This window comes from Mesorhizobium sp. P171375, assembly GCF_057786075.1.
On the sequence record NZ_JBYNWF010000001.1, the window covers coordinates 2723449 to 2748158 of the forward strand.

32 protein-coding genes and 3 pseudogenes are annotated in these 24710 nt (G+C 58.3%); 19 read left to right on the forward strand and 16 right to left on the reverse strand.

What is annotated here, in order from left to right; translation table 11 throughout:
* Window positions 1-272 precede the first annotated feature (272 nt).
* The 9 genes from ACYHH6_RS13090 to ACYHH6_RS13130 form a co-directional block, all read right to left on the reverse strand.
* Window positions 273-455, reverse strand: a complete 183-nt coding sequence (locus tag ACYHH6_RS13090; RefSeq protein WP_352591598.1) for a hypothetical protein — start codon at window positions 453-455, stop codon at window positions 273-275.
* A 245-nt stretch (window positions 456-700) separates the two neighbouring features.
* Window positions 701-1192, reverse strand: a complete 492-nt coding sequence (locus ACYHH6_RS13095; RefSeq protein ID WP_352591596.1) for a hypothetical protein — start codon at window positions 1190-1192, stop codon at window positions 701-703.
* 10 nt (window positions 1193-1202) lie between these two features.
* Complete coding sequence (locus ACYHH6_RS13100; protein WP_352591593.1) at window positions 1203-1412, reverse strand: hypothetical protein; 210 nt, start codon at window positions 1410-1412, stop codon at window positions 1203-1205.
* Between the two features lie 294 nt (window positions 1413-1706).
* On the reverse strand, window positions 1707-1985 hold the full coding sequence (locus ACYHH6_RS13105; protein WP_352591590.1) for a hypothetical protein: 279 nt from the start codon (window positions 1983-1985) through the stop codon (window positions 1707-1709).
* A complete protein-coding gene (locus tag ACYHH6_RS13110) occupies window positions 1985-2287 on the reverse strand; it encodes a hypothetical protein (RefSeq protein WP_352591587.1) in 303 nt (100 codons plus the stop codon). The genes ACYHH6_RS13105 and ACYHH6_RS13110 overlap by 1 nt, the downstream gene beginning before the upstream one ends.
* The gene (locus ACYHH6_RS13115) at window positions 2284-2703 is read right to left on the reverse strand and encodes a TM2 domain-containing protein (RefSeq protein ID WP_352591584.1); all 420 of its coding nucleotides are present in this window, start codon (window positions 2701-2703) and stop codon (window positions 2284-2286) included. The genes ACYHH6_RS13110 and ACYHH6_RS13115 overlap by 4 nt, the downstream gene beginning before the upstream one ends.
* Before the next feature lie 1683 nt (window positions 2704-4386).
* Window positions 4387-4833, reverse strand: a complete 447-nt coding sequence (locus ACYHH6_RS13120; protein WP_352591581.1) for a Ros/MucR family transcriptional regulator — start codon at window positions 4831-4833, stop codon at window positions 4387-4389.
* Window positions 4834-6286: 1453 nt separating this feature from the next.
* Window positions 6287-7033, reverse strand: a complete 747-nt coding sequence (locus tag ACYHH6_RS13125; RefSeq protein ID WP_352591578.1) for a Crp/Fnr family transcriptional regulator — start codon at window positions 7031-7033, stop codon at window positions 6287-6289.
* A 348-nt stretch (window positions 7034-7381) separates the two neighbouring features.
* Window positions 7382-7570, reverse strand: a complete 189-nt coding sequence (locus tag ACYHH6_RS13130; protein ID WP_352591575.1) for a DUF3606 domain-containing protein — start codon at window positions 7568-7570, stop codon at window positions 7382-7384.
* Window positions 7571-7680: 110 nt separating this feature from the next.
* On the opposite strand from ACYHH6_RS13130, the pseudogene ACYHH6_RS13135 reads away from it, so the two are divergent.
* A pseudogene (locus ACYHH6_RS13135) lies at window positions 7681-8103 on the forward strand (ATP-dependent DNA ligase); the annotation flags it as partial.
* Window positions 8104-8235: 132 nt separating this feature from the next.
* Here the strand turns inward: ACYHH6_RS13135 and ACYHH6_RS13140 are convergent.
* The gene (locus ACYHH6_RS13140) at window positions 8236-8535 is read right to left on the reverse strand and encodes a DUF1236 domain-containing protein (protein ID WP_352591572.1); all 300 of its coding nucleotides are present in this window, start codon (window positions 8533-8535) and stop codon (window positions 8236-8238) included.
* A 210-nt stretch (window positions 8536-8745) separates the two neighbouring features.
* On the opposite strand from ACYHH6_RS13140, the gene ACYHH6_RS13145 reads away from it, so the two are divergent.
* The 4 genes from ACYHH6_RS13145 to ACYHH6_RS13160 all read left to right on the forward strand — a co-directional run bounded on the left by ACYHH6_RS13145 (window position 8746) and on the right by ACYHH6_RS13160 (window position 10141).
* Window positions 8746-9012 carry a hypothetical protein gene (locus ACYHH6_RS13145; protein ID WP_352591569.1) on the forward strand — a complete coding sequence of 89 codons (267 nt, stop codon included), beginning with the start codon at window positions 8746-8748 and terminating at the stop codon, window positions 9010-9012.
* 52 nt (window positions 9013-9064) lie between these two features.
* Window positions 9065-9373: a DUF1236 domain-containing protein gene (locus ACYHH6_RS13150; protein ID WP_352591566.1), complete on the forward strand. Its 309-nt coding sequence runs from the start codon at window positions 9065-9067 to the stop codon at window positions 9371-9373.
* A 177-nt stretch (window positions 9374-9550) separates the two neighbouring features.
* On the forward strand, window positions 9551-9895 hold the full coding sequence (locus ACYHH6_RS13155; protein WP_352591563.1) for a low affinity iron permease family protein: 345 nt from the start codon (window positions 9551-9553) through the stop codon (window positions 9893-9895).
* Between the two features lie 36 nt (window positions 9896-9931).
* Complete coding sequence (locus ACYHH6_RS13160) at window positions 9932-10141, forward strand: hypothetical protein (protein ID WP_352591560.1); 210 nt, start codon at window positions 9932-9934, stop codon at window positions 10139-10141.
* A gap of 78 nt (window positions 10142-10219) precedes the next feature.
* Here the strand turns inward: ACYHH6_RS13160 and ACYHH6_RS13165 are convergent, their stop codons facing one another.
* Entirely contained in the window at window positions 10220-10378 is a 159-nt protein-coding gene (locus tag ACYHH6_RS13165; protein ID WP_352591557.1) for a hypothetical protein, read from the reverse strand.
* Between the two features lie 189 nt (window positions 10379-10567).
* Here ACYHH6_RS13165 and ACYHH6_RS13170 point away from each other — a divergent pair, with 189 nt between their 5' ends.
* From ACYHH6_RS13170 to ACYHH6_RS13195, 6 genes and pseudogenes are all read left to right on the forward strand, one after another.
* Window positions 10568-11050, forward strand: a complete 483-nt coding sequence (locus ACYHH6_RS13170) for a DUF982 domain-containing protein (RefSeq protein WP_352591554.1) — start codon at window positions 10568-10570, stop codon at window positions 11048-11050.
* 1640 nt (window positions 11051-12690) lie between these two features.
* A pseudogene (locus tag ACYHH6_RS13175) lies at window positions 12691-13014 on the forward strand (DNA ligase-like domain-containing protein); the annotation flags it as partial.
* Window positions 13015-13054: 40 nt separating this feature from the next.
* Window positions 13055-13654: an ATP-dependent DNA ligase gene (locus ACYHH6_RS13180; protein WP_352591551.1), complete on the forward strand. Its 600-nt coding sequence runs from the start codon at window positions 13055-13057 to the stop codon at window positions 13652-13654.
* Window positions 13651-13851: a hypothetical protein gene (locus ACYHH6_RS13185; RefSeq protein ID WP_352591548.1), complete on the forward strand. Its 201-nt coding sequence runs from the start codon at window positions 13651-13653 to the stop codon at window positions 13849-13851. Before ACYHH6_RS13180 ends, ACYHH6_RS13185 begins: the two co-directional genes overlap by 4 nt.
* A gap of 121 nt (window positions 13852-13972) precedes the next feature.
* Entirely contained in the window at window positions 13973-14164 is a 192-nt protein-coding gene (locus tag ACYHH6_RS13190) for a hypothetical protein (protein ID WP_352591545.1), read from the forward strand.
* Window positions 14165-14617: 453 nt separating this feature from the next.
* Window positions 14618-14803, forward strand: a complete 186-nt coding sequence (locus tag ACYHH6_RS13195; RefSeq protein WP_352591543.1) for a hypothetical protein — start codon at window positions 14618-14620, stop codon at window positions 14801-14803.
* 215 nt (window positions 14804-15018) lie between these two features.
* On the opposite strand, the gene ACYHH6_RS13200 is transcribed toward ACYHH6_RS13195, so the two are convergent.
* Both ACYHH6_RS13200 and ACYHH6_RS13205 read right to left on the reverse strand, forming a co-directional pair.
* On the reverse strand, window positions 15019-15561 hold the full coding sequence (locus ACYHH6_RS13200; protein ID WP_352591540.1) for a group I truncated hemoglobin: 543 nt from the start codon (window positions 15559-15561) through the stop codon (window positions 15019-15021).
* A 113-nt stretch (window positions 15562-15674) separates the two neighbouring features.
* Window positions 15675-15935, reverse strand: coding sequence for a hypothetical protein (locus tag ACYHH6_RS13205; protein WP_352591537.1), 261 nt, complete (start codon window positions 15933-15935; stop codon window positions 15675-15677).
* A 325-nt stretch (window positions 15936-16260) separates the two neighbouring features.
* On the opposite strand from ACYHH6_RS13205, the pseudogene ACYHH6_RS13210 reads away from it, so the two are divergent.
* Window positions 16261-16978, forward strand: a pseudogene (locus tag ACYHH6_RS13210) (SOS response-associated peptidase).
* 8 nt (window positions 16979-16986) lie between these two features.
* Here the strand turns inward: ACYHH6_RS13210 and ACYHH6_RS13215 are convergent.
* Entirely contained in the window at window positions 16987-17292 is a 306-nt protein-coding gene (locus tag ACYHH6_RS13215; RefSeq protein ID WP_352591534.1) for a hypothetical protein, read from the reverse strand.
* Between the two features lie 245 nt (window positions 17293-17537).
* Between ACYHH6_RS13215 and ACYHH6_RS13220 the strand changes: the two genes are divergently transcribed.
* Complete coding sequence (locus ACYHH6_RS13220) at window positions 17538-17831, forward strand: hypothetical protein (protein ID WP_352591531.1); 294 nt, start codon at window positions 17538-17540, stop codon at window positions 17829-17831.
* 10 nt (window positions 17832-17841) lie between these two features.
* Entirely contained in the window at window positions 17842-18258 is a 417-nt protein-coding gene (locus ACYHH6_RS13225) for a hypothetical protein (protein ID WP_352591529.1), read from the forward strand.
* A 909-nt stretch (window positions 18259-19167) separates the two neighbouring features.
* On the opposite strand, the gene ACYHH6_RS13230 is transcribed toward ACYHH6_RS13225, so the two are convergent.
* Together ACYHH6_RS13230 and ACYHH6_RS13235 are read right to left on the reverse strand one after the other, a co-directional pair.
* Window positions 19168-19521, reverse strand: coding sequence for a DUF2934 domain-containing protein (locus ACYHH6_RS13230; protein ID WP_352591681.1), 354 nt, complete (start codon window positions 19519-19521; stop codon window positions 19168-19170).
* A gap of 326 nt (window positions 19522-19847) precedes the next feature.
* Window positions 19848-20033: a hypothetical protein gene (locus tag ACYHH6_RS13235; RefSeq protein WP_352591526.1), complete on the reverse strand. Its 186-nt coding sequence runs from the start codon at window positions 20031-20033 to the stop codon at window positions 19848-19850.
* A 384-nt stretch (window positions 20034-20417) separates the two neighbouring features.
* Here ACYHH6_RS13235 and ACYHH6_RS13240 point away from each other — a divergent pair, with 384 nt between their 5' ends.
* The 5 genes from ACYHH6_RS13240 to ACYHH6_RS13260 all read left to right on the forward strand — a co-directional run bounded on the left by ACYHH6_RS13240 (window position 20418) and on the right by ACYHH6_RS13260 (window position 24590).
* Window positions 20418-21758 carry a DUF6600 domain-containing protein gene (locus ACYHH6_RS13240; RefSeq protein ID WP_488500437.1) on the forward strand — a complete coding sequence of 447 codons (1341 nt, stop codon included), beginning with the start codon at window positions 20418-20420 and terminating at the stop codon, window positions 21756-21758.
* Window positions 21759-22024: 266 nt separating this feature from the next.
* Window positions 22025-22249, forward strand: a complete 225-nt coding sequence (locus tag ACYHH6_RS13245) for a DUF768 domain-containing protein (protein ID WP_192251991.1) — start codon at window positions 22025-22027, stop codon at window positions 22247-22249.
* 179 nt (window positions 22250-22428) lie between these two features.
* A complete protein-coding gene (locus ACYHH6_RS13250; RefSeq protein ID WP_352591678.1) occupies window positions 22429-23496 on the forward strand; it encodes a glycosyltransferase family 2 protein in 1068 nt (355 codons plus the stop codon).
* Window positions 23471-24163: a class I SAM-dependent methyltransferase gene (locus ACYHH6_RS13255; protein ID WP_352591520.1), complete on the forward strand. Its 693-nt coding sequence runs from the start codon at window positions 23471-23473 to the stop codon at window positions 24161-24163. Before ACYHH6_RS13250 ends, ACYHH6_RS13255 begins: the two co-directional genes overlap by 26 nt.
* Entirely contained in the window at window positions 24141-24590 is a 450-nt protein-coding gene (locus tag ACYHH6_RS13260) for a GtrA family protein (RefSeq protein ID WP_352591517.1), read from the forward strand. Before ACYHH6_RS13255 ends, ACYHH6_RS13260 begins: the two co-directional genes overlap by 23 nt.
* Window positions 24591-24710 lie beyond the last annotated feature (120 nt).

Here is a 24710-nt window from a genome sequence, read left to right on the forward strand (position 1 = left end):
CCGCGCTTCGCGCAAGAGCGACGACCAGTTGTACGGTCCAAGGAAGCTAACAAGCTCTGTGGCTTGCGCAAGGGTGATACCGGTGTCAGCCGCCAGACGCCGCGCGGCAATGCCGCTCGCTGTTTCGGGCGGCTTGCCTAACTCGTCAACCACCTTGGATGTCCCTTCCAACTGACCCAACGTCAGCCGAGAGGAAATGGTTCCGCGAGGCGCTAACTAGCCGTAGGGGGCTTCACCGGCCCTGTGCCGTTCGGCTGGATGAATGGCGCTCTCTAGCCGGTAATGGTCTCGATGGACTTCAACAGCGGTCCGTGGACCTCACGAAGCGCTTGGTAATGCTCGCTGTGGTACGCTAGGAGCGGCCCGACGATGCTCTTGTGCAGCGCCTCTGCTGCCACGAGGAAGCGCTCGATTTCGTCCTGCGAAAGCTGTTTTGAAGGTTTGGTTCTGGCCATTGGCGATCTCCGTTTGAAGGGGTTCGCCGCAACGAGGACAATAATCCTATATGCCGGGCCGGCTGGCAAGGGCGGTAGCTGGCATTGGCTCACGGAAGCAATAGGGCCAGGGCGCCCATGCCGGCCAGCAGCAGGCAAGCGGCCATGCCTATCATGTCGCGCTGCCAGTAGCGCCAGACCGCGCCGGCAAGCATCGAGGCGGTGCGGCGATGTAGAGCGCGACCACGCTTACATCCTTCTCGCCTTCACTTTACGAGACTAAGAAACAGATATCCCGCCCGACCGATGCACGCTATCGAGCCACACACAACCGCGACAGTCATCCAGCGAACAACGTTGCCGATCCGCTCAAAACGGATGGATTTTGGCGTGTCGTGAACGAATGGATGGTCGTTGTCGTACCTCTCGTGACTCCAGGACTCGGCGTAAGAAATTTGACTGAAGTAGGCGAGACCGGGCGCTATGACCGTGAAAAGAAGGCTGGCGAAAAGCCACGAAAGGATGGCGTTGAAGATAAGGAGATTGTCCGGATTCTGTGACAGCCGTGCGTAGTTAGCGCTGTAGAATCCGAGAGCGGCAGCGACCCCTGCAGCTGCTGCAAATCCTGGGGCTTTCATACCGTCTACGGCGAAGGCCTGGATTTGCTGCATGATCGGTTTGATATCATCTCTGCGAGCGACGTGAGTAGCTTCGGCGAGCCTCAGCCTTTCTGTGCGTTGGTTCTCTGTCTCGTCCATAGCGATGCACCTACTCTGTGATTGTCGGGTGAGGCTTGCCGCTATCGCGAAGAACCTCCGCCAGCTTCTTGAACAGGTGAGGGTTCCCTCTGGCGCTGGAAGCATTTGCATTCACAGTCGAAAGTCCCTGGCCCTCGATGCTCAGGTGGATGTCGCCGGCTTCGATGTCGAACCAGACCCCGACCTTCGGATATGCGGTCTTGCCATTGCGCTCTGTCATGGACAGTCCCCCTCTTACGAACTTTGCGATCTCACACTGTTGATATTCAGGACCGTTGAAGCGGGGAAAGCAAGCCGCAGCTCAAGGGTGAACGGGCGCTGGCGGGTCAAAGCTCCGGCTTGGTTCTATCCAATGCTGCTTGCCACTCCGAGCCCGTCCTGAAATCGCCTGGGAAGTAGGTGTGGACCTCCCGCATCGGCAACGGCAGGTGTATCTCGCGGTATCGCTTCCAGTGCTCATGAGCGAAAAAGGTGATGTCCGTGAGCCCGTCGCTTGGCGGTTCCGAATCGAAGGTCAGGAGATATCCGAAGGGCGGAAAACTGATCTCGGCAAAGGTGTGTATCGATCGCGCGCCGAACCGGTCACGCCGGCCTGTCGGGTCTTTGACGATTTAGGGTCCGTCATGAAGCAGAAGATTCGCAGTCTTGGATCGATGCCGACCGCTTCGCGATCGAGCACGAACTTCCTTAGCGAAGGCCTAGCATCGAACATTCCCGGCCCGCAGACGCTGGCGAACATACACACCACCGCCATTCTCGAGAATGAACTCGACACCGGCAGCAGTTTCGGCATTATCTTCCGTCCCGCATTGCTTGCGGATCGGCGGCACGATCACTTTGTTGAACGGTCACAACGTGACGATAGGTCCGGCCTATCAGCATCATCACACATCCGATCAGCAAGGCGACGCCGCCGGCTGCCATAACTACAAAAGGCGGCGCGAGATCGGCACTGCTGGCATAACTGGAAGTTAGCTCGTTGAGCAGCCAAGCGTACCCCAGAACGGAAACAATTGGACCGCAAATGAATAGGAATGCGCCGACACGCCCATCGTAGGTGAATTCCTGCTCGCTCTGGATTTGGATGTTCGTCATGGTGTGCGCTCCCGAGTGGCTTGCGCAGCCAGTCGTTCGCGATCGGCCTTCGACCACTTGCTCGTGTCGATCATCGGCATCTGTCCACCAGAGGCGATGAGGACATCCACCCCAAGCTGCTTCCGAACGTCACTCTTGTGCCGCTGGATCATGCCAGGGATCAGGAAGGCGTCGACCAGAACCCAGATGCCAAGTGCGACAAGCAGAATCGCCCCGACGCCACCGGCGACCATCAGCATCCGTCCGAAAATGAAAAGCAGCAGTTGCCCAATCGCGCTCCCAGTACGGTCCAAATAGAACCGGTGCGCCCCAAGCCCACCGAGGAAGAACCACAGCAGATAAGCGACACCAGCCGACTTGGCTTCATTTATGACGCGCTGTTCGATAAGAATCTGCTCTTGTGTTGACAAGGCCATTGAAAATCTCCCCCGAGAAAGTCCAAGCAGCTCAAAGCATCGCGCTAGTTGAGCGCAAACGCAAGCCGGCTCCCTGGAGGGAGTGCTTTGATATCAGCGTCCCAAGCCCTTCGCCGCTTTCAGCGCGGCTGCGTCGGTGCTTTTCCAGCAACGTGTTGAATACGAAGGCGTCGGACTCATTTGGCAGGTTCGGTGCCGGCGCTGATATTCCAACACACTGGCCATGGTCCCTTCCGGAATTTTGTCCAAGCGACGTCTCTCGGCAGTTCGCCTTTGTCGACAGCCGGTGGCATTGAGCGCAAGAGACCCAAGAGCTGGGCGCGGCACTCGAGAAGTATAACCTTTTCTATCCGGTCTGCAGGCCAACAAATGTCCTGGAACTCTTTCGTAGCATCACCGATGCAACTCTCATAGATGTGCTGTGGGGTACCGGCGTCGGCGACACCGATGGGCGACGACATGGCAATCGAGAGATACAACGCCGCTTTGATCATTTCCTCAGCCTCACGCCGGCGCCACCGCCATTCTCGGGGATGAACTCGACACCGGCCGCCGTCGCCTACAAGCCTTTGGACACTGCCTACTTTGTCAACCCTAGGGTCTCGGCTAAGCCCGCACCCAAGTACGCAATGAGGATCGCTCCCAGGGGTGGGATCGAACCGAGGACAACGAGCCAGAAGATGGTCCAGAAGATGTGGAAGACCAGCATTCGTTCACCCCTGTTGTTGCGACCGCCAGCGTCGGTCCCGCGCCACTCGAGTTATGCCCATCAGTTCCTTTACACGCAAGGGTCGACGCTAAAGGGGAGTGCTTGACGAAGGGGACGAACAGGAACACCGTACCAGGCGGAGCGTAGCAACTCCCGCGAATGGCCTTAGCCGGGCCATTGGCACCCAGAGCGTAGGCAGGATTAATCAGCTGTCACCTAGCTGCAAGGCCTTCGTGGAAGCGCACTGACAAGCCGCCGCGCGGAGCGCGCCTAGCACTCAAGCCTGCCATGACATCCAACGGCTTAGTCCTTCAGTCTTAGTTGAGCTTGCGCTAATACGCCTTTAGCTTAGGCAGTGCGGGAACTCGAACACCTAATGTCCATGGTAGCATCGGGCCTGTTCGCCGCATCGTCGGAAGGCTGTCCTAAATGCTCTCAACTGTATTGCGGGAAAAGCTGGTTTGCGATTGCGGTCGCACCGGGTATTTGAAACTACGAGAAGACAATCAGCCCCTCAGCGGCGCATGGGAATCTTATAGTTTGGAGGGTTTCAAGGGCGGCAGCCTGACGATCACTAGTTCGGGAAATATTCCAGGGGACAAATTGGCCTATCTCCATCCTTTGTGTCCTCAGTGCAGTCAGTGGGGCAGGGTGAAGTATGCCAGCAGTGCCTGAGCCTGCAGGAAGGGCGATGTATAGTCTATAATCGTCGGCTGCGGTTTTCCGCCGTCGCGAAGGACCTTAGCCAGTTTCTGAACAAGTCAGGGTTGCCTCTAGCGCTGGCTGCATTGCCATTTACGGTCGAAAGGCCCTGGCCCTCGATGCTCAAAGTGTATTTTGGCGGAATGGAAAATAGCCGGCGCCGCTCGCTCGAGGTTGCCTGAATGGCGCCGGCTGGGCGGGATAGAGGGCCGCCGCGGTCAGTAATAGCCGAGTCTTGACGCGGCGTCATGATTGCATATGGCTGAGTCGCCCTAAGCCTTCGCCTTGCGCTTTGTGGGTGCCGTCTCTTGCGGCGATGGTCTTTGCCCAAGCCCCGCAGCCTTTGCCAATTCCGATCGCTTTTCGGAATAGCTAGGCGCTGTCATGGGGTAACTGCCGGGCAGGTCCCATTTGGCGCGATAGGCCTCCGGCGTCATGCCGTGTTCGGCCATCAAATGGCGCCGAAGCGATTTGAACTTTTTTCCATCCTCGAGGCATACGATGTGATCCGCATGCACCGAGCGTTTGGGGTTGACGGCGGGCTCCTTAGACTCCGCCGGCGGAGCGATCTGTCCGCCCAAGCCTGACAATGTGGCGTGCACAGATGAAATCAGTTCGGGCAAGCTGCCGACGGGCAAGGGGTTATTGCTAACGTAGGCGGAGACAACATCCGCCGTTAGTTCGGCTAGTTCGGCTGCGTGGTTATGCTCGTCAATCATGTGTTGGTCCCGTTGATGAGACCTGTCTAATAGACCGGCTTTATGTGCGCAACCGCACGCCTGGCCCGCTATCGACCGACTCGGCTTGCCAAGCTCGCTTTTCGCTACTTGCATAGCGGCAGCTGAATTCTCGTTCATCGGCTGTTCGCGGCCACGGCGACATAGTCAACAGCTTCGGCAATAGCCGATCGCCCCGTTTTGCGGCATGGACATGAAGCGCGTGTAACAGGGAACGCATGGCCGATCTCTCTTGCACAATCGTCTCACACAACCGTCATTCACCACCCAAATGGCTAGGGGCGCTTGGGAGCCGATGATAGCTGGGCGCGCTTTGAAGGTCTCGAACTGCATGGGTTAACAGCATCACGACAAAACGAGGATTACGCAAACAAACTTGCGAGCAACGCTTTGCCCCGCAAGGGCGCTTAAACAGGCAATGGGTGCAGGACGGCGTTAAGGCACAGATCGAGGAGATCACGCCGAAGCCGAAGAGGCGCTAGAGCAAACAAGATATAGGCGCCAAGCGCGGCCATCAGGAGGCAAGCGGCCATGCCAATCATGTCGCGCTGGGTGTAGCGCCAGACCCCGCTGTGAACGCACCGACAACCAACCTTTCGCCGCTCATTGACATTTGCCGGGCAGGCACTCCAGAAGGCTTGCCCGCCCGTTTCCGCATTCGGGCGGTCTTTTTTTCGCGTTGGCTTTTTAGCGTGGCTTAATGTTCCATTTACCGTGAGCGCGCATCCTTTTGTGGCGCGGCAGTGTTCCAGTACCGCGCTGCTTCAGGCAACAACTCGTCCTCGCTGGACCCCTGAGAGCGACGAGAGCGAGGTTGCAACCGACATCTTCAACGTTCGTTGAACTCGCGCCGGTTGATTCCGGCTACTCCAGACCGATTGCCCGCTGGCCTAAGCCGGCGGGCTTTTTGTTTTGCGGCCGTAAAGGTTGGGAGACATTAGCTTGCTCCGCCAGGCTTAACGCTAGCGTCCCCTTCCAGCACGTACGATCCAAATTTGTGAGTTGCTGGAACATCTCGAAACATCCGAACTTGTACTATTGCACTGATCTCTCAGTGCGTCCCCAGCCCACTTGCCCGCTGGGCTCACCGGCGGGCCTTTTTGGGCTGGCGAGAAGCCCGCCGTTTCTCCATAGACGGCGGGCTTTTTCACTTCCGTTGGAACCAGCTTCAGGCCACCAAGTTTGATAGTTGCAGCGTCTCCTGCCGCTGAGTGCACTTCATGACAGCCTCGCCCGCTGGTTTAACCGGCGGGCTTTTTTGTTTGCCTCATGGAACTGCGCAAATGCCGCGAGGTTAGTTGAGTGCAGCGGTATGGCGCATCTCCTCCCGCTGCCGACTGGTCCCGTAGGACAGCCGGGCCCGCGCTTCCCTCACTAGAGGCGCGGGCCACCGCTTGCCTCGCTGTACGATTTCTGGGAGGAGCGAATGGAGATGCTAATCGATTGCGACTGACGTTACATCCAAATAGAGTGGGTCTCGAAGGTTTAGGTACCCAGGGTCGAAGTCTGCCATCTCGCACAAGGCGTCCCAGTTCAGAATGACCAGCCGCCCTTCTTTGTGCTCCAAAAGCCCGTCAGCACGCAGTTTCTTCAACATGCGATTGACGTGCACTACGCTCGCGCCGATTGTCTCGCCGATCTGAACTTGAGTTAGCGGTAACGGATAAGAATGGTCTCTTACCAGCCCCATGACCGTCATGCGCACGTAAAGCTCACAGGCGAGGTGGGCTAATCTGCCCACCACATCATGCCCTCCCAATACCTTGACCCAGGCGCGCGCGACCGCCGCGTCTACCAAACTTTCCCGCCAAAATAGATTTGCCAGGCGAGGTGATTTACGCACAACCTCGAGAATGTCGTGGTGTGAAATCACCGCAATCTTGCTTCTACCGATCGACGCAAGTGTGTGATCCATGATCCTTAGATGCAAGCCTTGGAGATCGGGTATATCGCCGGGGACATGGATTGAGAGCGTTTGCAGGTTGCCGTTGTTCAAAACGCTATAGCGTCGCAGGAGCCCCTCAACCACCAAGCAACAGCGGCTGGGTTCGTCCCCTTCCTGCGCAATCTGCTCACCGGGCTGCAACTGCTTACCCACAAGCACCATCGCTTCGACGCGCTCGCGATCATCTGATGAAAGACGACCTAGGCTTTCGAGCTTTCGGATCAGCGGTGTCGTCAAGTCGGACATCGCTAACCTTAGCATTTTGTCATGATCTAACAACGGGCTTTGCCACTCCCGTCCTGTTCTACAACTGGGGCGGCCAATACAGGATTATCGGCTGGCAGGCTTTCGTTAGAGCCGAGCCTCAGGCATTATTTTTCAGCTTCGGCAACGCTGAATTCGTGCGTGCTTCTCGCATCCTCATCGACCACACGAAACCAGCGTCCCTGAAGAGCTCGAGGCGACGCCCGTTGCCCAGTGACTTTCTCTACCGCTGATATCGGATCATCGGCGTCTGTGGCATGAGACGAGACAAGCTCGTCTCCATGCCACTCTTCCACTTGGTATGCTGGCATGCTGGCTTACCTATCGCTTCCCCAGAGCCTTCGCCTCCCGCTCCAGCGTCGCGCGATTGTTCCCGTGCTTGGCGATCAGGTCCTTCACCTGCTGGGGCGTGATCCCGGCCTTTTTGGCAAGATACTGAACCTCATAATCGTCGTCGGCTGAAACACGGTCCCGATCGCGAGAATCCCGTTTGCTCTTATCGTCGGCCATATCGATTCCTCCTGCGATCCTCCGCAACGTCCGGTTGACGTGTTTGTTGCACCAAAAAGCCGATTTCCGGTTTTGGAACTATTTTAGCTTAAGCTTAGGCGGGTGGGAGTGTGCGTGCGCGAAGCGATGGTGAGTGGTTGAGGTTCATCAAGCCGCCGATTGTCGCCGCGCTGGAGAAGCTGCCGGCCAAGGCGCTCATCCTTGACGGCGAGATGATCGCGCCCGAGCCGGACCGTCGGCCGAACTTCCATGAGATCCACTCGCCCATGGCCTGGAACGCCGAACTGCTCGCGTTCGTCGCGTTCGACATCCTGCACAGGGACGGCCAGGATCTGCGCAGCCTGCCGGCGACCGATCGCAAGGCGATACTATGGGAACTGGTCAAGCCGGCCGACGGTATCATCCAGTATAGCCAGCACGTCGAGGGCGACGGCGCCGCATTCTATGGGGCGGCAGAGAAAATGGGCCTCGAGGGCGTTGTTTCGAAGCGCCGGGATAGCCCATACCGAAGCGGCGGCAAGGACGAGGCTTGGGTGAAAGTCAAGTGCTGCTCTGGAAGCGTGTCCAGCAGGGCACGGGCCGGCCCCCGGCTTGTCGGCTTTCGAAATTATTGCTGCATTACTGCAGCCCGCCGCCGCAACTGGCGGCGGGCCACAGCCATTCGATCAGTCGTAGACCTTGATAATTTTCCGGGTGCCTGGATCGACCAGGACGGTGCGGTTGTCGACCACAACATACCTATACTTGACGTTCGGGACCTCGTGAAGTTCCACCGTGTCAGGCAAAGCCGTCCCGATCTTGAGTTCGACGCCGGGGATCTTCACCGAGGCGAGCGGCTGCTTTTTCACGTATTCACGGACGACCGTGTCCTGCTCAGGGGTGATGATGACATCCTGCGCTGCGACCGCGCCAACGCCTGCTAACAGCAATGCCGCCGCGGCGACGCTTGTTAGGTGCATTCTCATGATTTTCTCCTCGTTGAACCTGGCGGCAGCACCACGCCTGCTCGCCAGGAAATCGAACTTGAGTAGCAGCAGATTGTTCCTGTCATGGGCTTCAGTCCGAAGCGCATCAGACTAAAGGCCTATCTCGCGTAGACCCTGGACCCTGGGGTGGAACGCTATGTAGTGGCGACCGTTATGCAAATCTAGATAACTAAAATAGGAGACGTAGCCATGGCTGACGGCCCAACTGTTGTTAATTCTGGCGGAGGCGGCGGCACTGCGATCGCTGTTGTTCTTGGGCTTATTGCAATCGTGGTCTTGCTGATATTTACCGGAGTCATCAATATCCACGGCGACGGTGGCAAGGATATCAACGTCAAGGTTGAAGCTCCAAAGGTTGAAGCTCCAAAGGCGGAAGCTCCGGCCGCACCGGCGAAGCCTGCGGAACCAGCCCCGGCGCCAGCTGCCCCAGCGCCAGCGCCGACTAACGGCGGGTGACCTACTCCCGTCCGAGACCTCGAACTGACCTGCAACTGAAAAGGAAAATATCATGACCAAATATTTCGTCAGCGCCGCCGGCGCCCTGGTGCTTATGGCAGGCATCGGAACCTCCTTTGCCGAGGACGTCGTTGTCCTGAAGCCCGAACAGCAGACCGTCGTTCGCGAATATATTCACAAGCAGAAACTTGCATCGGTCAGCCTGCTCGGCGTCGAACTCAATGTCGGTACGGCACTTCCCGATACGGTCGAGCTTCACACGATCGACGTCCCAGACGTCCGCTATAAGTACACGGTTGTCGGAGATCATGCAGTCCTCGTTGATCCCGATACACGCAAGGTCGTGCAGATCATCGAGTAATACGAAATGACCGCCGCTCCAAGCAGGGGCGGCGGGTTTCCTGCAGAGAACCTAAGAGGAAGGATGTCCAATGCTTCGTGACAAGGAGACCTGGTTCCTGGAAGCGAGCTGGCTCGCGGCGGTGCCTATTTCCGTCACCATCACCGCACTCGTCGTCTTCTTGACTTCTGCCTGGACATGAACCGCTTCCTTTTTGCAATGGGGGACTTTCTATCCCGCCCTCCGGGTTTTTATTTCTTGCTCATAGCCATGCTGCTCTGCACGGCGCTGGTCCCATTCGGCCTGACAAATGTCGTCACTTACGCATTGTCGGTTGCAGCGATTGTAATCACCGGGGTGGTTCTAATCCAAGGATATCGCGACACAGCCGCTATCCACGCAAAACTTGATGAGATCATTGTTTCGCTGAGGGAGACAAGGAACGACGTCGTCGGATTAGAGCATGCCGAGCCTGAGGAGATTCGGGAAAAACTTCATACGCTGGAAGAAGAGGCACTCACACGGCAAGTAGGATCTACGTGACGCTTGGTTGCAGTTTCACGAGGAGGACGCGTAGCCATGCCGATCAGACGAAAAGCTGTGGACGCGGGGATTTTTGATCCTGCCGAGTTGGCCCTGCTGGGCCGAGTTTTCGAACAGCTGAAATTCGCAGACCAATCCGCTGATGCGCAAGGCACACTGGCCTCTCGGATCATCGCCAACTATATGGCCGGCGTGGTTGATGAAGCGGAGCTGATTACGCTTTCAAGGCTACCGCTCGGCCGCTAAGGGCGATTCCCGGATCGACCCGGTTTTTATTCTGCAACCAATCCATGAAGGCCACTGACAAGCAGGGCAACCCCCGCGCTACTTCTTAGTGATGTTGCCGTTGTTCAGATCGAAGGCTTCAGCGCCGCGCGTTTGGGCGTAAAAATCGTCCTGCAGTGCTCCCCATTCCCCGAGGTAGCCACCGCACTTACTGCAATGAATCGGCGTGTGCTCTTCAGCACCCTCGGGAATGTCCATCTGGATCGTCCCGCACGCCTTACAATCCAGTTTGTGGTCGAGCCGCTTGTTATCCATTGGATGTGTTTACCGATTGCCCGGCGACCCGTCTACACGCCTATTGACGCATGGTCCGATGTGCTTTTCTCGCGGCGACCGGAACGAAAATAGTGCTCTCTCGTTCGGTTCTGGCATCCCCAGGGGTATTCCATGCACGACCCGTTTTTCGCAATTCCAATCATGGTTGAAACGGAAAAGGTGGGGGAGTTTCGCACCTTGAACAGCGTATCCGAGGTCGCCATTTTCATGATGGAGCGCTGGCCGGAATCGCACGGGCCAAGGTATCGGGCTGCACTTCAAGCTTGCACGGGCCCTCTGAGCACAGCCGAAGACGTTGAGAATGCTCGACGTGCCTTTCTGACGGCTGCCAAGGAAGCTGGCCTGAAGGTGAAAGCCGTTTCGGTACAGGACGATGCTCCATTGCCCCGCTCACTTGAGCAGCCCAAGTCGTCCTACATCGGCGATCAGAAACGACGCGACCGAGGGGATAGGGAGGAGCAGGAGGATTTTCTCGTCCGGTTCCTCGCGCGGGAAACGGGTATCACCGAGGCGCAGGCACGTGGACTGATCAAAGTGATTGGCACGGATCGATCATCACTGCTGCGAGAGGCCAGAATATTGAAGGCGCGGTAGCCATGCAGGCGCGGTGCCTATTGGTCCACCAGGACGCCGCCGGTATGGCAGATCGAGTTCTAGGAGAGAGGAAGGGCCTTGCCACCCCGTAAGCGAACATACCGACTACAGATCATGCTCAGTGCCGAGGAACTCGCGGTGCTGGACGCTTGGCGGTTTGAGAAAAGAATGCCGAGCCGTTCTGACGCGGTACGGGAGTTATTCGCCGAGGTCTCGCCGCGCTCGGAGATGGCGCAGAGGGAGGAGCCCGTTAGTAGACTAGGGGGTTCTCGGTCCGCCAGGCGACTAAAGCCGAGCGGCGTCCGATTTCAGCAGAGATTTGTCGGCTTGGAGGATCTGGCACCGCAAGCTGGCCGGCTGAACTCGGTCCTTGGATCGCCAACCATATCCCGAAACGGCTAAGGCGGACGCAGTGTCCGTATCAAGCGCGAGGAGATCGACGAAGAAGTTGACAGTCTTGATCGGACGCTTGTTGATGCCGTCTCGGGCACATCCTATTCCAGGGATGGCGTCAAATCACTCCTCGCCAAGGTGCTGGGCTACCTGAGTGCGAGTTCGTTTCGCTGTCGCCAGGACGCGAGACAGATAACGATAACTCAAGGATGAAGTCCAGACAGTTTTAGCGATCTTGTCCACGTTTGGATAACTATGCTTGGCGATGCACCGGACTTTGGTCTGAAGCCGGATCGGACCAAGTACCATCGCAATAAACGCGATAGTCTTACACTTGGGAATACACGGAACGGCTTAAAGCTAAGGCAGTTGTTTCTCCAAATTCGGAGAAACCAGATGGATAAAAGCGTTGGCCAAGCGCGGTGGTTGCTCGCGCCAATTTTCGTGACAGCCGTCACCTTTCTGGTGATGGGCATGGTGCTTGGCTGACATGTCGTGGATCGGTGCAGCTAACGTCCCTTCCTGCGCTGATAGGACTCGCCATGCGCCACGGCGGCTGGCGAGTCCTTAAACTTCACCGCGCGCCGGACTCGCTCGTATCGCACAGCGGTGCGCTTTGTTTAGAGTTGGCAACTTTGGGAGGCTTAAATGGATCGGCGATCTTTCTTGACGGCAATGTTTGGCATTGCAGGGGCGGCGGCCTTTGCAAGCGCGGTTCGGCCTATCAACGCAGTGGCCGGTATTCCAGGGGCTAAAAGCGGCATTCTCGATGAACTCGACCCTGAGGCGGAAGTGGAGCCGGTCAACCACAGGCGCTACTACGACCAAGATTACGACCCAGATTACGACCCAGATTACTACTACCGCCGCCACCGCCGCCACCGCCGCCGGCGGGGCTGGAGACGGGTCTGCCGTAGTTATTGGCGACATGGTCGCCGCCGCGTCCGGTGCTATCGCAGACGCGTTCCTTCGGTCGTCCTGCGATTTTAGTTAGGGCTATAGCCCCACGGCCCGTTGCGGCTCAATCGTCCGGAACGGGCAAACAGTCATCGATTTCAGCGTCGGTTCATCGCTCATGGTGAAAAGATTCCACAAGCGGTCTTGACGCGCGAGGAGTTTGTTCCTTTTCTGTTCTCATGGCGCATGAACCGATCGACACGCTGGGCAAGGCAACCCGGCACAACATGCTTGTGAAGGCGGAGTGCACCTGTGGCAACGTCTTTTATTGCCGCTCGGCCGACCTGATGATGGTCTATGGCGGCGGCGTTGACCCGTTGCGCCTGAAGTTCGACTGCAGCCGATGCAAGCCGAATATCAAGATCACGCTTCTGGAAGTTCACCCTGAGCATCTGAGGTTCATCAAGCCGCAGGAACCGATCCTGGTCGAGGTTGCCCCGATCCGCGACGACTGGCTGCACGAGATCAAATATGACGGCTTTCGCACCCAGCTGGTGCTGGATTGGGCCGGCGGCCGTGCCTTCACCAAGACCGGCCACGAATGGTCGAAGCGCTACTGGCCGATTGTCGCCGCGCTGGAGAAGCTGCCGGCCAAGGCGCTCATCCTCGACGGCGAGATCATCGCGCCCGAGCCGGACGGTCGGCCGAACTTCCATGAGATTCACTCGCGCATGGCCTGGAATCGCCGAACTGCTCGCGTTCGTCGCGTTCGACATCCTGCACAGGGACGGCCAGGATCTGCGCACGCTGCCGGCGATCGATCGCAAGGCGATACTGTGGGAACTGGTCAAGCCAGCCGACGGTATCATCCAGTATAGCCAGCACGTCGAGGGCGGCGGGGCCGCGTTCTATGAGGCGGCAGAGAAAATGGGCCTCGAGGGCATTGTTTCGAAGCGTCGGGGTAGCCCATACCGCGGCGGCAAGGACGAGGCTTGGGTGAAAGTCAAGTGCTGGGACATCGGCGAATTCGAACTGCTCGGCGTCCAGCGCCAGGCCGGCAAGCGAAGCGAAGCGCTGCTCGCAAGGGACGGCAAATATGTCGGCAAAGCCGTGATCGCCACAAGCAATGGGATCAAGGAACGGCTTTGGAAGCGCGTCCAGCAGGGCAGGGGCCGGCCCCCGGCGGGCTTGCCCACGGCCGTGGTGACCCCGGATGTCGAATGGGTCAGGCCGGGCATCAACATGCGCGTGAAGACGCTGCGCGGCGAGCCAAAGCTGCGCCATGCCTCGGTGCAGGATTTTCGAGAAGAATGAGCAAGCGCGGCAGTGCTTTTCTCTACCATTGGATATCAGACCGTTTGCATGACGATGCGATTGTCGACCCGGTCTTGCTGGTCATCGATATGGCAGTAGACGCGAAACGGGAGGCGGAAACCCAAGGCATTCCGGGCCAGGAGATCGATGAAGAAATTGGCCCGATATTCGAAGCCATCATGCAGGGGTTACGCTAGGATTCGGATAGCTGCGCCGCAGCTAGCAATGTCTCGGGAGCCTAACTTTTGATATTGAAAACCGCCGTCAGCCGCTCTTATAAAATTCGACGTTACCATTGCTTTTCGTAGGGAGGCTGTGATGGATAACGTGGTTCCAATTCGCAAGGCCTTGCCTTGCATCGAAGTGGTCGAAGCCTGCGGAGAGTGGTTTGTCCGCGTGGTTGAGGAAGACCAGGAAATGACCCGATCATTCGATCTGGAATCGTTCGCGCTGTCATTTGCGGAAGGCCAGCGGATACGCCTGCATCTCGATAAGATCGTTCGGCTCTAGTTTCTCTTCGGTACTGCATGCGTTCTTCCCTGGCGGAATGTCTATCCGCGCGGAACCTAATAAACGTCGTCAGCTTATCTTCTGATGAGCACCCGCGGCACCGACTTTTTGTACAAGTGGATTTCGGCCAACGTTCCCCAGACCGTCGGCGCCGACATCAGTTGCCGAACTTAAAAAGCTATTCGCCGACGCCAAGGCGATCAGCAGCGTTGAGATTGAGGAAGAAATAAACCGGGAGTGTGTACGAGGCTCTCCTGGACGCGATCGTGCACCACGATCGGCTTAGCTGAGTGAAAGCCATCGATGACCAGCGTCTGGGTCGCGTTCTGTTTCGTCGGCGTCGTGGTGGCACTGGTGGTTTTACGGTCGATGAGGTTGTAGCGGCTGAGAGAGCCATCGGCAGGCGAAAACGTTCTTCCCTGAAACCTTTAGGCTGTGGCCGAATTATGCCTGATGGCTGGCAGAGAAAAAGAAAAACCCTTGGACCCAAAAGTCGAGTTCGTGCGTAAAGTTGCGCGTGAAACCGGTGTTTCTGAAGAACAGGTGCAGGCGCTTGTATCGTTGCTGGGCTACGATCTCTCATCCGTGATGCGCGAAGCCCGAATCCTAAAGAGGGCCTATGAGCACCCGCGGCATTGACTTCCTCCGACCCCGGCACGTCCCCCCGCCAAGCCTCTGCAAGCAAACTTCGCGCCATGACTTTCGCCGAGGCGCTGTCAAGCGCGGCGCGCAGAGTATATTAGCGATCGGGAACATACGGCTCCTGCGGGGGGTGCGATCCCAACTCCCCAGGTACCGCCACTAGTGGCTGATAAAGCCCGCATCTTCCACGGCTGTGTCTGGCGGGCTAGCCTTCAACCCTGTTTGACGTAGCCGGCAGTCACCTCATCTTTGTGAGCGGCGAAGGCTGCCAGGACCTCGGCCTTCTCGGGCTTCGGAACCTTGAAGTGGTCCAGGGTTCGCCCAAGCTCCGCTGCCACCTCATCGAATTCTGCGGGAGAGATCCGCAGGTCCCGGTGGGCCTCCTCAAGGTCGAGCGGTGTCGTGCCAGGTTTGGTGGCCACAAACTTCAAAGGCCCACCAGCGACATCGCAGACCCACAGTGTGCGCATGAATTTGAGACCGGGCAGCCTTCCGAGGTTCTTGGTGTGCCATTTCCGCAGCTGCGGGTTCTTGGACTTCTGCCCGACAACGGGGTTCTTCACGATGGCGTCGCTGAAGTGATCCACCACCGCAGCGATGGCGAAGACGCCCCCCAAGCGCTCGTAGAGACTTTTCTCCGGTGCGGTTTGCGTGGCCTGCGCAGAGTTCGCCAAAGCTGATGTCAATGCGCCGGTAACGGCAAGTCCTGCGACCACGCTTCGTCTTGTGAAGGAGGTCGAAACAGTCGTTTTCATGTCTGGACTCCTCTCGATGGGGCCAGACGGGCCGCAACCTGTCTGGCGGCTTCAACTATTCCCTATGCCTCAATCCCCGTCGCCTGAAGAAGACAACGACTCGCGGCCCTGAATTATTCCCCTAACGCATTCGCCATGGAATTGACGGCCTTGTGCACCAACGGAGCGAAACGGGAAGCGGCGGAGGCAGCGTCAAAAAGATCTGCCTCGTCGGTGATGCCATTGTGAAAGAGAAAAAGCACGACCCCTGCCAAGTGCTCCGCTTTGGCGGACGTGCGGTCGAAATGCTGCTGGGCGCAAAGGCGATCGAAGGCGCGCTGGCACGTCTCCAGGTCCGAAGGGCAAAAGGCGGCGAAATACATTCGGTTCAACATCAGGCACGCTCCCGTAGAGCAGACTGACCGTGCAGAACGTGGCTGTGACTTTAAGTATCGCACCCCTCGTGCGTCAAGCGACGGTAAAAAACGTACAAACGGCGCGGCCGCCTGCACACTCGGACTGCCACCCAAACCGTCTTCGCCGCGGTGAAGGGGCCGATAAGGCAGACATCAAGTCGGACGAGATCAGGGAAGAGGTTGGCAGCGTGTTCGAGCTAATCCTCGAGGCGATGCAGAACCGCGCAGGCGGGCTGGCGGGTTGACTTGTTCTCATTCCGTTCCCATGTTGGTCGCTCCTGATCTTCATTGAGCAAGCGCTAAGATGTGCGGACGCGTTTTCGTCAAGTCGACAATCCCTGACTTGGTTCGACGCTTCGAATTCGCGCATGCCGGCGATATCGAGCGGCTGGGCGATGACTTTCCGATCTGGAATGGTGCGCCGAGCCTTCTATCCGATCATCATCCGCGAAGAGCTGTCCACCAGCATGGCCGGTTTTGTTTCGGCCAAATGGGGCCTCGTACCAGGCTGGGCGCGCGACGGCGGAGGCCGGCCACCTCCGGTGAACGCGCGCTGCGAGACCGTTTCAACCAATGGCCTGTTTCGTAAGGCATACGCCTCACGCCGCTGCCTGGTGCCGGTCGACGGCTATTTCGAATGGCAGAAGCTCGATGCTCCGGGCAAGAAAAAGCAGCCCTACGCCATCGCCATGGAATCGGGCGAGCCGTTCGCCAAGGCCGGAATCTGGGAAGAATATGCAGACAAGACGACTGGCGAACTCATCCGCACCTTTGCAGTCGTCACCTGCGAGCCGAACGAGCTGATGGCGACGATCCATGACCGCATGCCGGTCATCTTGGCGCCGGTAGACTACATGCGGTGGCTTGGGCCGGAGCCGGATCAGCGTGACCTGATGAAGCCGTTCCCGTCCGATCTAATGACGATGTGGCCGATCGACAGCAAGGTCGGCAGTCCGCGCAACAACACGCCCGACATTATCGATAGGATCGGCCTCGGGCCGACTGATCTCTTCGACGTGTGACCAATCGACTAGTGCGAGGTGGGTGCATCAGCGCCCGGTTCGGCGTCGGCGTAGGCGTAGGCGGTCTTTAGTTCTCCCTCGATCTGACGCTGCATGATCCGGAACAATTCACGGGCGCTTTCCTCTTCGGGCATAAGGCTGACGATCAGGTCAGTAAGAACCCAGCCGCTCGCGTACAAGGCGCCGTCCGGCGTAAGCTTGTTCAAGACCTTGCACGCCTTCTTGACCGCCCTCTCAATTTCTGGGCGATTCCTTGCAATGTTTACGGCAAGCTCGTCCTGCCGGTCTTTGGCTGTGTAAAGCACCTCAATCACAGGTATCTTTCTCCTTCGCCGCGGTGCTCCATGCAGAACCAGTGGGACGCCTGACGCGGCCTAGCAAAGCCGAATCCAGCATCCTTGCCGCAGCCAGCGTGCTCGCACGCATGATTGTCGACGCGCCGTCCTTCGCGCGGCACTGACTGTCATGCCTTCGGCAAGTCGTGTTGGTTCATCACTCATACCTAAAAGATTCCACAAACCGGCTTGACGTTCAAGGAATTTGTTCCCTTTTTGTTCTCATGGCGCATGAACCGATCGACACGCTGGGCAAGGCAACCCGGCACAACATGCTTGTGAAGGCGGAGTGCACCTGTGGCAACGTCTTTTACTGCCGCTCGGCCGACCTGATGATGGTTTACGGCGGCGGCGTTGACCCGTTGCGCCTGAAGTTCGACTGCAGTCGATGCAAGCCGAATATCAAGATCACGCTTCTGGAAGTTCACCCTGAGCATCTGCCAAAGCGCCTGGTCATTCACAAGCCGATGAAAATCGACGGGAAGATTGTCTGGCACACTGAGAGGTTTCGAGCGTGAGAGGACCGTCATGACAGAACGGTTGGAGGTAGAAGAGACCGATGGCGGATTCCGGGTGATTGACCAGGAAGGCATCGAGTTGGCTCATGTTTTCCGGCGCTTCGAGGCTTTCGCCTTCGCGCGTGATAGAGGAGCACGGGTGCACCTCAAGTGGGAACGGACCATTATCGGCGGACGCGAGGTTCCCCAAGACTTTTCGGCCTGTCACGGTGACCATGGAGCCGGGCGCATCATGCCCACGGTCAGCGGTGATAAACCCGGGAACTGGGCATGGTTCGTCAACGGCACCGATCCCGACACGGGTCGGGGCTGCAGCGTGGGCGGACGAGAGAATTCAAAAGACCAGGCAGTCGAGCAGCTGGAGGCGGCCTACACCGAATTTATTGCCAATGCCGTCAAATATGGACGCCAGTTGAAGAATGACTGACAGCATGGCAGCCTTGGCGAGACTGCTCGCCGACACTCCTGGACCTGTCTCGATCGCCGGCATCGCAGCCTTGAGGGCGATAGGCGCCGCCGAGCCGGACGTCGACCTTCCCGCTTTGACCGCGTGGCGGCGGTCAGAGCGGAGCTAACGCTCGCCTCACGATTAATCCCGTGGTTCCTTTCAATTGCACAAGGGCCGGCGTTTGCCAGTCCAGGGCCGTGCCAGCCCTCGGGGATCATAACCTCGCCAACGTCGCGGCCGTCGACGTCGATCGTCGCAAGCATGCGGCCATTTTTGCGATCCTTTTTGCGTTCTTTGCCAACGAGCAATGCGGCACTACACCCCAGCCCGCGCGCTGACGTTAGCGAGCAGCCAATTCTGAACCTAAAGAGGTGACCTAGAACATCTCATATCATGAAAGGGGATATGTCATTAAGGCGTCGATTCTACTGTGAGAAAGTTCCGTGGCTGGGGCGCCTCATAACCCCCCGCATCATCGCCGCCACCTTGCGCGATCTCTCCTACATCGCCGCCTCTGATCCTGTGGGCCGGTGGAAGAAAAGACGATAGATCAGGCTCCCGACCTCCTAACGCAGTATCGAAGTATCGACGGTCTACCGACATACCTTGTTGATTTCTTTCGCAACGGTCGCGCGTTTCGCGGCTGGTTCGTCGGCGAGGATGTGGACACGGAAAGCTGACCGCTCTCAGCACGGCAAAGAGGCCGCCGCGGAACCAAGACAATCGAGGAGCGTTCACCGCCAGCAACTAAGGGAGGAAATCATGCTACGAGGCGGACTACTCTGGCTCCTCGGGATCCCGATCCCAATCATTATCATTCTGTGGCTCTTGGGATATTTGCATTAGCCACCGATCGCAAACGAGCGAAGCCCGCTTCGGTCGGGCTTCCTATTTGCTGAAATTCTGTTGACCTGTCGCCAAGCTTCGGGCCGCTTCCTCGATCGCTTCGCGGTCATTGCCCAACCTATCGATTAGGTCTTGGGCTTGGTCGCCAGTAATGCCGGTGCGCATCGCCAAAGCTTCTACCGTCATGACGTCGGAACTGGCGGTCTCAGCGCGGCGCGGCTTTCTCGACTTGGCCGATAGTACCGTCGCTCCAACGGCGCTTGGTTCTGTAAATGCCTGCTCAGCTTCCAGTTGGTCCTCGCGCTCGATTTCTGCCTCAGCCTGGTGCCAGTGTTTCTCCGGGTCGCCATGCCCGCCGCCTTCGCGCTCCCAAATTTCGTATGCCCGTTGCCGAATTCTTTAGTGCCGATCGTCGCCCATGGTGATCCTCCTTGTTGGATTTCCACCAACGCGGTGAGCGTCGAAACGATCCAGCACGGAACGATGATTTGGGGGGTGAAGTGTGACGGCGAATTAGGGTTCCGAGACCCGACATCGCTGTTGAGGGACACACAAATGCTTCGCCGTCACTAGACTCAACCTATCGTACTAGGGAGGGTTCCCATGTTGCCGGCGGTGCCTCGCGCGGAATTTTGTTGTCGGCAGTGTTTGAGGTCATCCTTGAGGCGATGTCAAACCGTGCCGGCAGCTTGGCGGACTAATTTTATTCCATGTCGGGAACATCACCAGCGGTGAAGAGCAGTCGCCAAGGGCAGGGTCTGCTTCGCGGTCAAGGCGATACCTCCAACGTGGCCGGAAGCCAGACCCTTGGCTGTCCGGATGGCGCGGTCTTCGCTCTGATCGACGATGTAGAAGGGATGATACACCGGCACGCGGACGGTCAGCTGGAATGACTGGCATGCGCTCATCTAAGCCACTCGCGAGCGCCCGCGGACTTCCCGAAACCAGCCATTCGTTCATCCGACCCAGCGCAACGATGCCTAATCAGATGGAACTGCCTGCGCAGTGGCACCAGAGGTTCAGCGCGACGCTGGGTTTCGTAGTTGAGTGCAAGAAACACCTCCTAACCTCGCGGGATGACTCTATCGCAAGCTCAACCCAAGCGACCGTGATGGCCGGTGCGCAAAGCGTCTTCGGCACGCATTTTGTGACGGCGGTGATGACCAGGTTCACCGCCTCAAATTGTGCGACGCCCGGTCGTTGTGGATGCGGGCAACGTTCGCAACGTGGAACAATCCTACAGCCGGCGAGTTTTTAAGATGAAGGGCGATCTGTTTCGGAGGAAGACCAGGATGAAACGCGTCCTTGCCCAAAATGCGATGCGATTGATGCTGGCCGGCGTGGCCGCCTGTCTGCTCACGGTCGTCGAGATTCCCAACCCGATTATGCCATTGTCACTTGTGTCCGAGGCGGCGGCTGCCACCCAGCTTTCGATCAGCACATTCTATGAAGACCTGTCTCCTCACGGTGATTGGGTTTCGTACCACGGCGCGTTCGTTTTCGTGCCGGTTGATGTACCTGACGATTGGCGTCCGTATACCCTTGGACACTGGGCCTATACCGAGCAGTATGGTTGGCTGTGGGTGTCGGACGAGCCATTCGGCTGGGCGACGTACCATTACGGCCGGTGGGGCTATGCCGACGATATCGGCTGGTACTGGGTTCCGGGCACTCGTTGGGCGCCAGCATGGGTGAGTTGGCGTCGTGACAGGGAGTACATGATTTGGGCTCCGCTGCCGCCGCGCCGCGATCCGGATTTGATTTCAATCGAGGTGACTTTCGACACGACGCCTGATTATTACTGGGTTGTGGTCCCCACCCGCGAATTCCTTGCTGCCGACATTTCTACCGTCGTTATCCGTGATGAGCCGGAGTTTGTGCGCATCGTCGAGGCGGCCGAGCCGGCCGGCGACGTGACGATCCAGAACAACGTGGTGATCAACAAAATCATTGATGTCGATGTGATCGAAAAAGAGACGAACCAGAAGGTGACTACCGTCAAGGTTAGTAAGACCGACGCGCTCGAGCAGTCCGGCAAACTGGAAAACAACACGGTCGCTGTCTTTGAGGGGGAGGTGAAAGCCGACCCCAAGGCCAAACCCGCCAAGCTCAAAGGCATCGACGAGGTGAAGCAGGTTCAGGCTGGCCGGAAATCGAAGCCGACCGAAGGCGCTGCAACGACCGAGCAGGCCAAGCCCGAAGAAACCACAAAGCCTGAGAAGCCGAAGGTCGGCGAGCAGCCCGCCGCCGAGCAGCAGCAGGCGGAGCCCGAAAAGGCGGCCAAGCCTGAGAAGCCGAAAGGCAAGAAGCAGCCCGCCGCCGAGCCGCAGCAGGCCGAGCCGGAGCAAGCGGCCAAGCCTGAGAAGCCGAAGGGCAAGAAGCAGCCCGCCGCCGAGCCGCAGCAGGCCGAGCCCCAGCAGACGGCCAAGCCTCAGAAGCCGAAGGGCAAGAAGCAGCCCGCCGCCGAGCTGCAGCAGGCCGAGCCCGAGCAGGCGGCCAAGCCTGAGAAGCCGAAGGGCAAGAAGCAGCCCGCCGCCGAGCCGCAGCAGGCCGAGCCCGAGCAGGTGGCCAAGCCCAAGCCACAGAAGCAAAAAAACAAGGCGTGCGATCCGCAGACTGACGCGAACTGCTAGCTGTGCGCGGCACCGCGATTATTCAATCGCGGTGCCGCTGAACTGGCAATGCGCGAAAAGCTGCGAACCCTCGCCACTTTCCTTCGCTGCCGCCTGCGCTCCTCCATACCGGTTGGAAGCGCGGAACGTCCGTCGACGAACAAGGAATGCAACCCGAAGAGGGTGAGACGTCACCTCGCGCGCCCCGAGGCTATTTCGAAAGGCCTGACATTGTCTGTTACCCTTCCTAGGTTTGTGTCGGCAGAGGTCGTTATCCAGAAAACGCCATGAGCACCCGCGGTGCCGACTTTCTGTACAAATGGATTTCCGAACATATGCCGGAAGGGCCAACCGACGACCCGGGCCGGCTTGTGACCGATATGGCAGACCAGGCCCTGCGGGCGGCCGCCGTCGAAGGCATCCCAATTCAGGAGATCGATGAAGAGATCGGTAGCGTTTATGAAGCGATCATTCATGCCGTTGAACATCGCGACGGCGGTCGCGCGGATTGAAGATTTTGTCGCTGCCTCAGGCGGTTCGCGGTCACGACGAGGCTGAAGGTATGGACGATTGAGTTTTGAACAGGTGCCAGCAGCGCGCCTGTCTTTCCCCCCGGTTTGCCATATATAAAAATTTTCTAAATTAGCTATACCTTATGGAACTTTGGTGCGGGCCTTTCATTTTCATCCGCATGCGAGCCTCTGTGATCCAAAGCGTCGGGAGGGGAGTGAACGCGTCGCCGCGCTATTCGCTGGTCCTGCCGATATATAATGAAGAAAAAGTACTGCCGCGACTGGTCGAACGGATCAAGTCGCTGATCAGTCGGCTGGACGGAGAGACCGAGGTGATTTTTGTCGATGACGGGAGCCATGACGGCAGCGTCAAATACCTTCGGCGGGTCGTCACCGCCGAACCACGCTTCCGGCTTATCGAGCTTTCCCGTAATTTCGGACATCAGATTGCGATCACGGCTGGCATGGATGCTGCTGCGGGGGATGCCGTCATCGTAATGGATGCCGACCTGCAAGATCCACCGGAGGTCGTTCTTGATCTCGTGGCAAAGTGGAAGGAAGGTTTCGAGATCGTCTACGCCCTCCGTGTCAAGCGCGAGGGCGAATCCTGGTTCAAGCGGCTTAGCGCCGATCTTTTCTACCTTTTCCTGGAGAAGATGTCGCCGGTCAACATTCCGCGCAACGTCGGGGACTTCCGCCTGGTCGGTCGGCGGGCGCTGGATGTCTTCAGAAACATGCCGGAACATGATCGCTTTGTCAGGGGCATGTTCGGCTGGATGGGGTTCAGGCAAGCGGGGGTGCCATTCGAACGCCCCCCGAGGACCATCGGCCAGACCAAATACCCCTTCTGGAAGATGATGCACCTCGCCGTTCACGCCGTTGTCAGCTTCTCGGAAAAGCCGCTCCACTTTGCGCTTTGGGGCGGATTGGCCATTTCCGCACTAGCGCTGACCTTTGGCGCTTATGCCGTGTTCGCCTGGATTTTTGAAACCGGCGTCATTGCTGGCTGGACGTCCACCGTGGTGATCGTATCGTTCCTGTGTGGCATCAATCTTTTCATGACCGGCGTGGTCGGCCTCTATGTCGGTAGCATCCACGCCGAGGTGAAACGCCGCCCTCTTTACGTGATTAATCGGCTTACCGGCTTCGACGAGCCGGTGCGTGCCATCGCTGGTGGGCGCCGGAGATCATTTCGCAAGCCCAAGAACGGAGTCGCTCCCAGTGTCCGAGCTCTTCGACAGCTATAGATCCAGTTACGGAGAGACGATCGATGGGTCGATCCGCTTCTCCGGACTCAAGCACGATTTCTTTTTGGTCGCAAAGGCCGATCTGCTGCGGCGCCTAGTTGCCGAGCGAGGACTTCGTCGCCGGGGAGCCTTGGTGCGGGCGCTTGATGTGGGTTGCGGTGTCGGTTCGCTCCATCCTTATCTAGACGGCGCTTTCGATCGCCTGGATGGCTGCGATGTCTCGCAAGGGTCGATCCAGCGCGCCAGGGAGGACAATCCGGGCGTCGTCTATAGGACATGCACCACGACGGGCCTGCCTTATGACGACTGCGTGTTCGACTTGGCTTTTGCCAGTTGTGTTGTTCATCATGTTTCGCCCGCATTCTGGCTCGATTTTTTTCGCGAGATGCGACGCGTCGTGCGGCAAGGCGGCGTCGCCTGCATCATCGAGCACAATCCCTATAATCCGCTGACGCGTCTGGCGGTGCACCGGTGTCCGTTCGACCAAGACGCGGTCTTGCTCAACGCGGTCAAAGCAGCGGCCCTCTTTCGACAAGCAGGCTTTAGGGAGGTTCGATCCGAGCACTTCCTCCTGCTCCCGTCGGCCGGCGGGTTCGCCAAAAAGGTTGAGCGTGCCCTGGCGCTGCTGCCGCTTGGAGCCCAGTATGCGTGTAGTGGGCGTGTCTGAGCATCGGTCTGCCGGCGGCGCTGCCCTAAAGCTTCTGGCGCGCTTCGGCCTGGTCGGCATCGCCGCCACAATCCTGTATGCCGCCTTGGCGGCCGCCTTTGTCAAATCGGAACGGTTCGGCTTCAGCCCCATCCGAGCGTCCCTTGCAGCTTACGCAGCCGCGGCGTTGTTTTCCTATCTCGCGCACAGGTCGGTAACCTTCATGTCGCGCGAGTCGCATAGATCAGGGGCTCCGCGTTTTCTCTTGCTGGCGGCGATCGGCTTCGCCATCGCCTATGGCGCGCCGGCGCTTTTGACGGCGAAGCTGGGCCTGCCGCTCATCTTTCCCATCGTGATTACCTGCTTGCTTGTGCCCGCGATCAATTTCGTCGTACTCGACCGATGGGTCTTTGCAGAACACATTCCCGATCGGTCCGGCGATGGCTGATGCGTGATCGCCAGAAAGATTCGTTTTAAAGCAGTTCACCGTTTCGCGGAAACGATGAACTGCTCCAAAGCCGCTTGCTAAAGCGGCGTTTCCGTCCGGAATTGCGTCAAAACAAAGAGT

What these genes read in the sequence shown, in the direction of transcription:
- ACYHH6_RS13090 (WP_352591598.1), bottom strand. Translation starts at nt 455, where the DNA reads ATGGCCAGAACCAAACCTTCAAAACAGCTTTCGCAGGACGAAATCGAG.
- ACYHH6_RS13095 (WP_352591596.1), bottom strand. Translation starts at nt 1,192, where the DNA reads ATGGACGAGACAGAGAACCAACGCACAGAAAGGCTGAGGCTCGCCGAA.
- ACYHH6_RS13100 (WP_352591593.1), bottom strand. Translation starts at nt 1,412, where the DNA reads ATGACAGAGCGCAATGGCAAGACCGCATATCCGAAGGTCGGGGTCTGG.
- ACYHH6_RS13105 (WP_352591590.1), bottom strand. Translation starts at nt 1,985, where the DNA reads ATGCCGAAACTGCTGCCGGTGTCGAGTTCATTCTCGAGAATGGCGGTG.
- ACYHH6_RS13110 (WP_352591587.1), bottom strand. Translation starts at nt 2,287, where the DNA reads ATGACGAACATCCAAATCCAGAGCGAGCAGGAATTCACCTACGATGGG.
- ACYHH6_RS13115 (WP_352591584.1), bottom strand. Translation starts at nt 2,703, where the DNA reads ATGGCCTTGTCAACACAAGAGCAGATTCTTATCGAACAGCGCGTCATA.
- ACYHH6_RS13120 (WP_352591581.1), bottom strand. Translation starts at nt 4,833, where the DNA reads ATGATTGACGAGCATAACCACGCAGCCGAACTAGCCGAACTAACGGCG.
- ACYHH6_RS13130 (WP_352591575.1), bottom strand. Translation starts at nt 7,570, where the DNA reads ATGGCCGACGATAAGAGCAAACGGGATTCTCGCGATCGGGACCGTGTT.
- ACYHH6_RS13140 (WP_352591572.1), bottom strand. Translation starts at nt 8,535, where the DNA reads ATGAGAATGCACCTAACAAGCGTCGCCGCGGCGGCATTGCTGTTAGCA.
- ACYHH6_RS13145 (WP_352591569.1), top strand. Translation starts at nt 8,746, where the DNA reads ATGGCTGACGGCCCAACTGTTGTTAATTCTGGCGGAGGCGGCGGCACT.
- ACYHH6_RS13150 (WP_352591566.1), top strand. Translation starts at nt 9,065, where the DNA reads ATGACCAAATATTTCGTCAGCGCCGCCGGCGCCCTGGTGCTTATGGCA.
- ACYHH6_RS13155 (WP_352591563.1), top strand. Translation starts at nt 9,551, where the DNA reads ATGAACCGCTTCCTTTTTGCAATGGGGGACTTTCTATCCCGCCCTCCG.
- ACYHH6_RS13160 (WP_352591560.1), top strand. Translation starts at nt 9,932, where the DNA reads ATGCCGATCAGACGAAAAGCTGTGGACGCGGGGATTTTTGATCCTGCC.
- ACYHH6_RS13165 (WP_352591557.1), bottom strand. Translation starts at nt 10,378, where the DNA reads ATGGACATTCCCGAGGGTGCTGAAGAGCACACGCCGATTCATTGCAGT.
- ACYHH6_RS13170 (WP_352591554.1), top strand. Translation starts at nt 10,568, where the DNA reads ATGCACGACCCGTTTTTCGCAATTCCAATCATGGTTGAAACGGAAAAG.
- ACYHH6_RS13180 (WP_352591551.1), top strand. Translation starts at nt 13,055, where the DNA reads ATGAGATTCACTCGCGCATGGCCTGGAATCGCCGAACTGCTCGCGTTC.
- ACYHH6_RS13185 (WP_352591548.1), top strand. Translation starts at nt 13,651, where the DNA reads ATGAGCAAGCGCGGCAGTGCTTTTCTCTACCATTGGATATCAGACCGT.
- ACYHH6_RS13190 (WP_352591545.1), top strand. Translation starts at nt 13,973, where the DNA reads ATGGATAACGTGGTTCCAATTCGCAAGGCCTTGCCTTGCATCGAAGTG.
- ACYHH6_RS13195 (WP_352591543.1), top strand. Translation starts at nt 14,618, where the DNA reads ATGGCTGGCAGAGAAAAAGAAAAACCCTTGGACCCAAAAGTCGAGTTC.
- ACYHH6_RS13200 (WP_352591540.1), bottom strand. Translation starts at nt 15,561, where the DNA reads ATGAAAACGACTGTTTCGACCTCCTTCACAAGACGAAGCGTGGTCGCA.
- ACYHH6_RS13205 (WP_352591537.1), bottom strand. Translation starts at nt 15,935, where the DNA reads ATGTTGAACCGAATGTATTTCGCCGCCTTTTGCCCTTCGGACCTGGAG.
- ACYHH6_RS13220 (WP_352591531.1), top strand. Translation starts at nt 17,538, where the DNA reads ATGGCGCATGAACCGATCGACACGCTGGGCAAGGCAACCCGGCACAAC.
- ACYHH6_RS13225 (WP_352591529.1), top strand. Translation starts at nt 17,842, where the DNA reads ATGACAGAACGGTTGGAGGTAGAAGAGACCGATGGCGGATTCCGGGTG.
- ACYHH6_RS13235 (WP_352591526.1), bottom strand. Translation starts at nt 20,033, where the DNA reads ATGAGCGCATGCCAGTCATTCCAGCTGACCGTCCGCGTGCCGGTGTAT.
- ACYHH6_RS13240 (WP_488500437.1), top strand. Translation starts at nt 20,418, where the DNA reads ATGAAACGCGTCCTTGCCCAAAATGCGATGCGATTGATGCTGGCCGGC.
- ACYHH6_RS13245 (WP_192251991.1), top strand. Translation starts at nt 22,025, where the DNA reads ATGAGCACCCGCGGTGCCGACTTTCTGTACAAATGGATTTCCGAACAT.
- ACYHH6_RS13250 (WP_352591678.1), top strand. Translation starts at nt 22,429, where the DNA reads ATGCGAGCCTCTGTGATCCAAAGCGTCGGGAGGGGAGTGAACGCGTCG.
- ACYHH6_RS13260 (WP_352591517.1), top strand. Translation starts at nt 24,141, where the DNA reads ATGCGTGTAGTGGGCGTGTCTGAGCATCGGTCTGCCGGCGGCGCTGCC.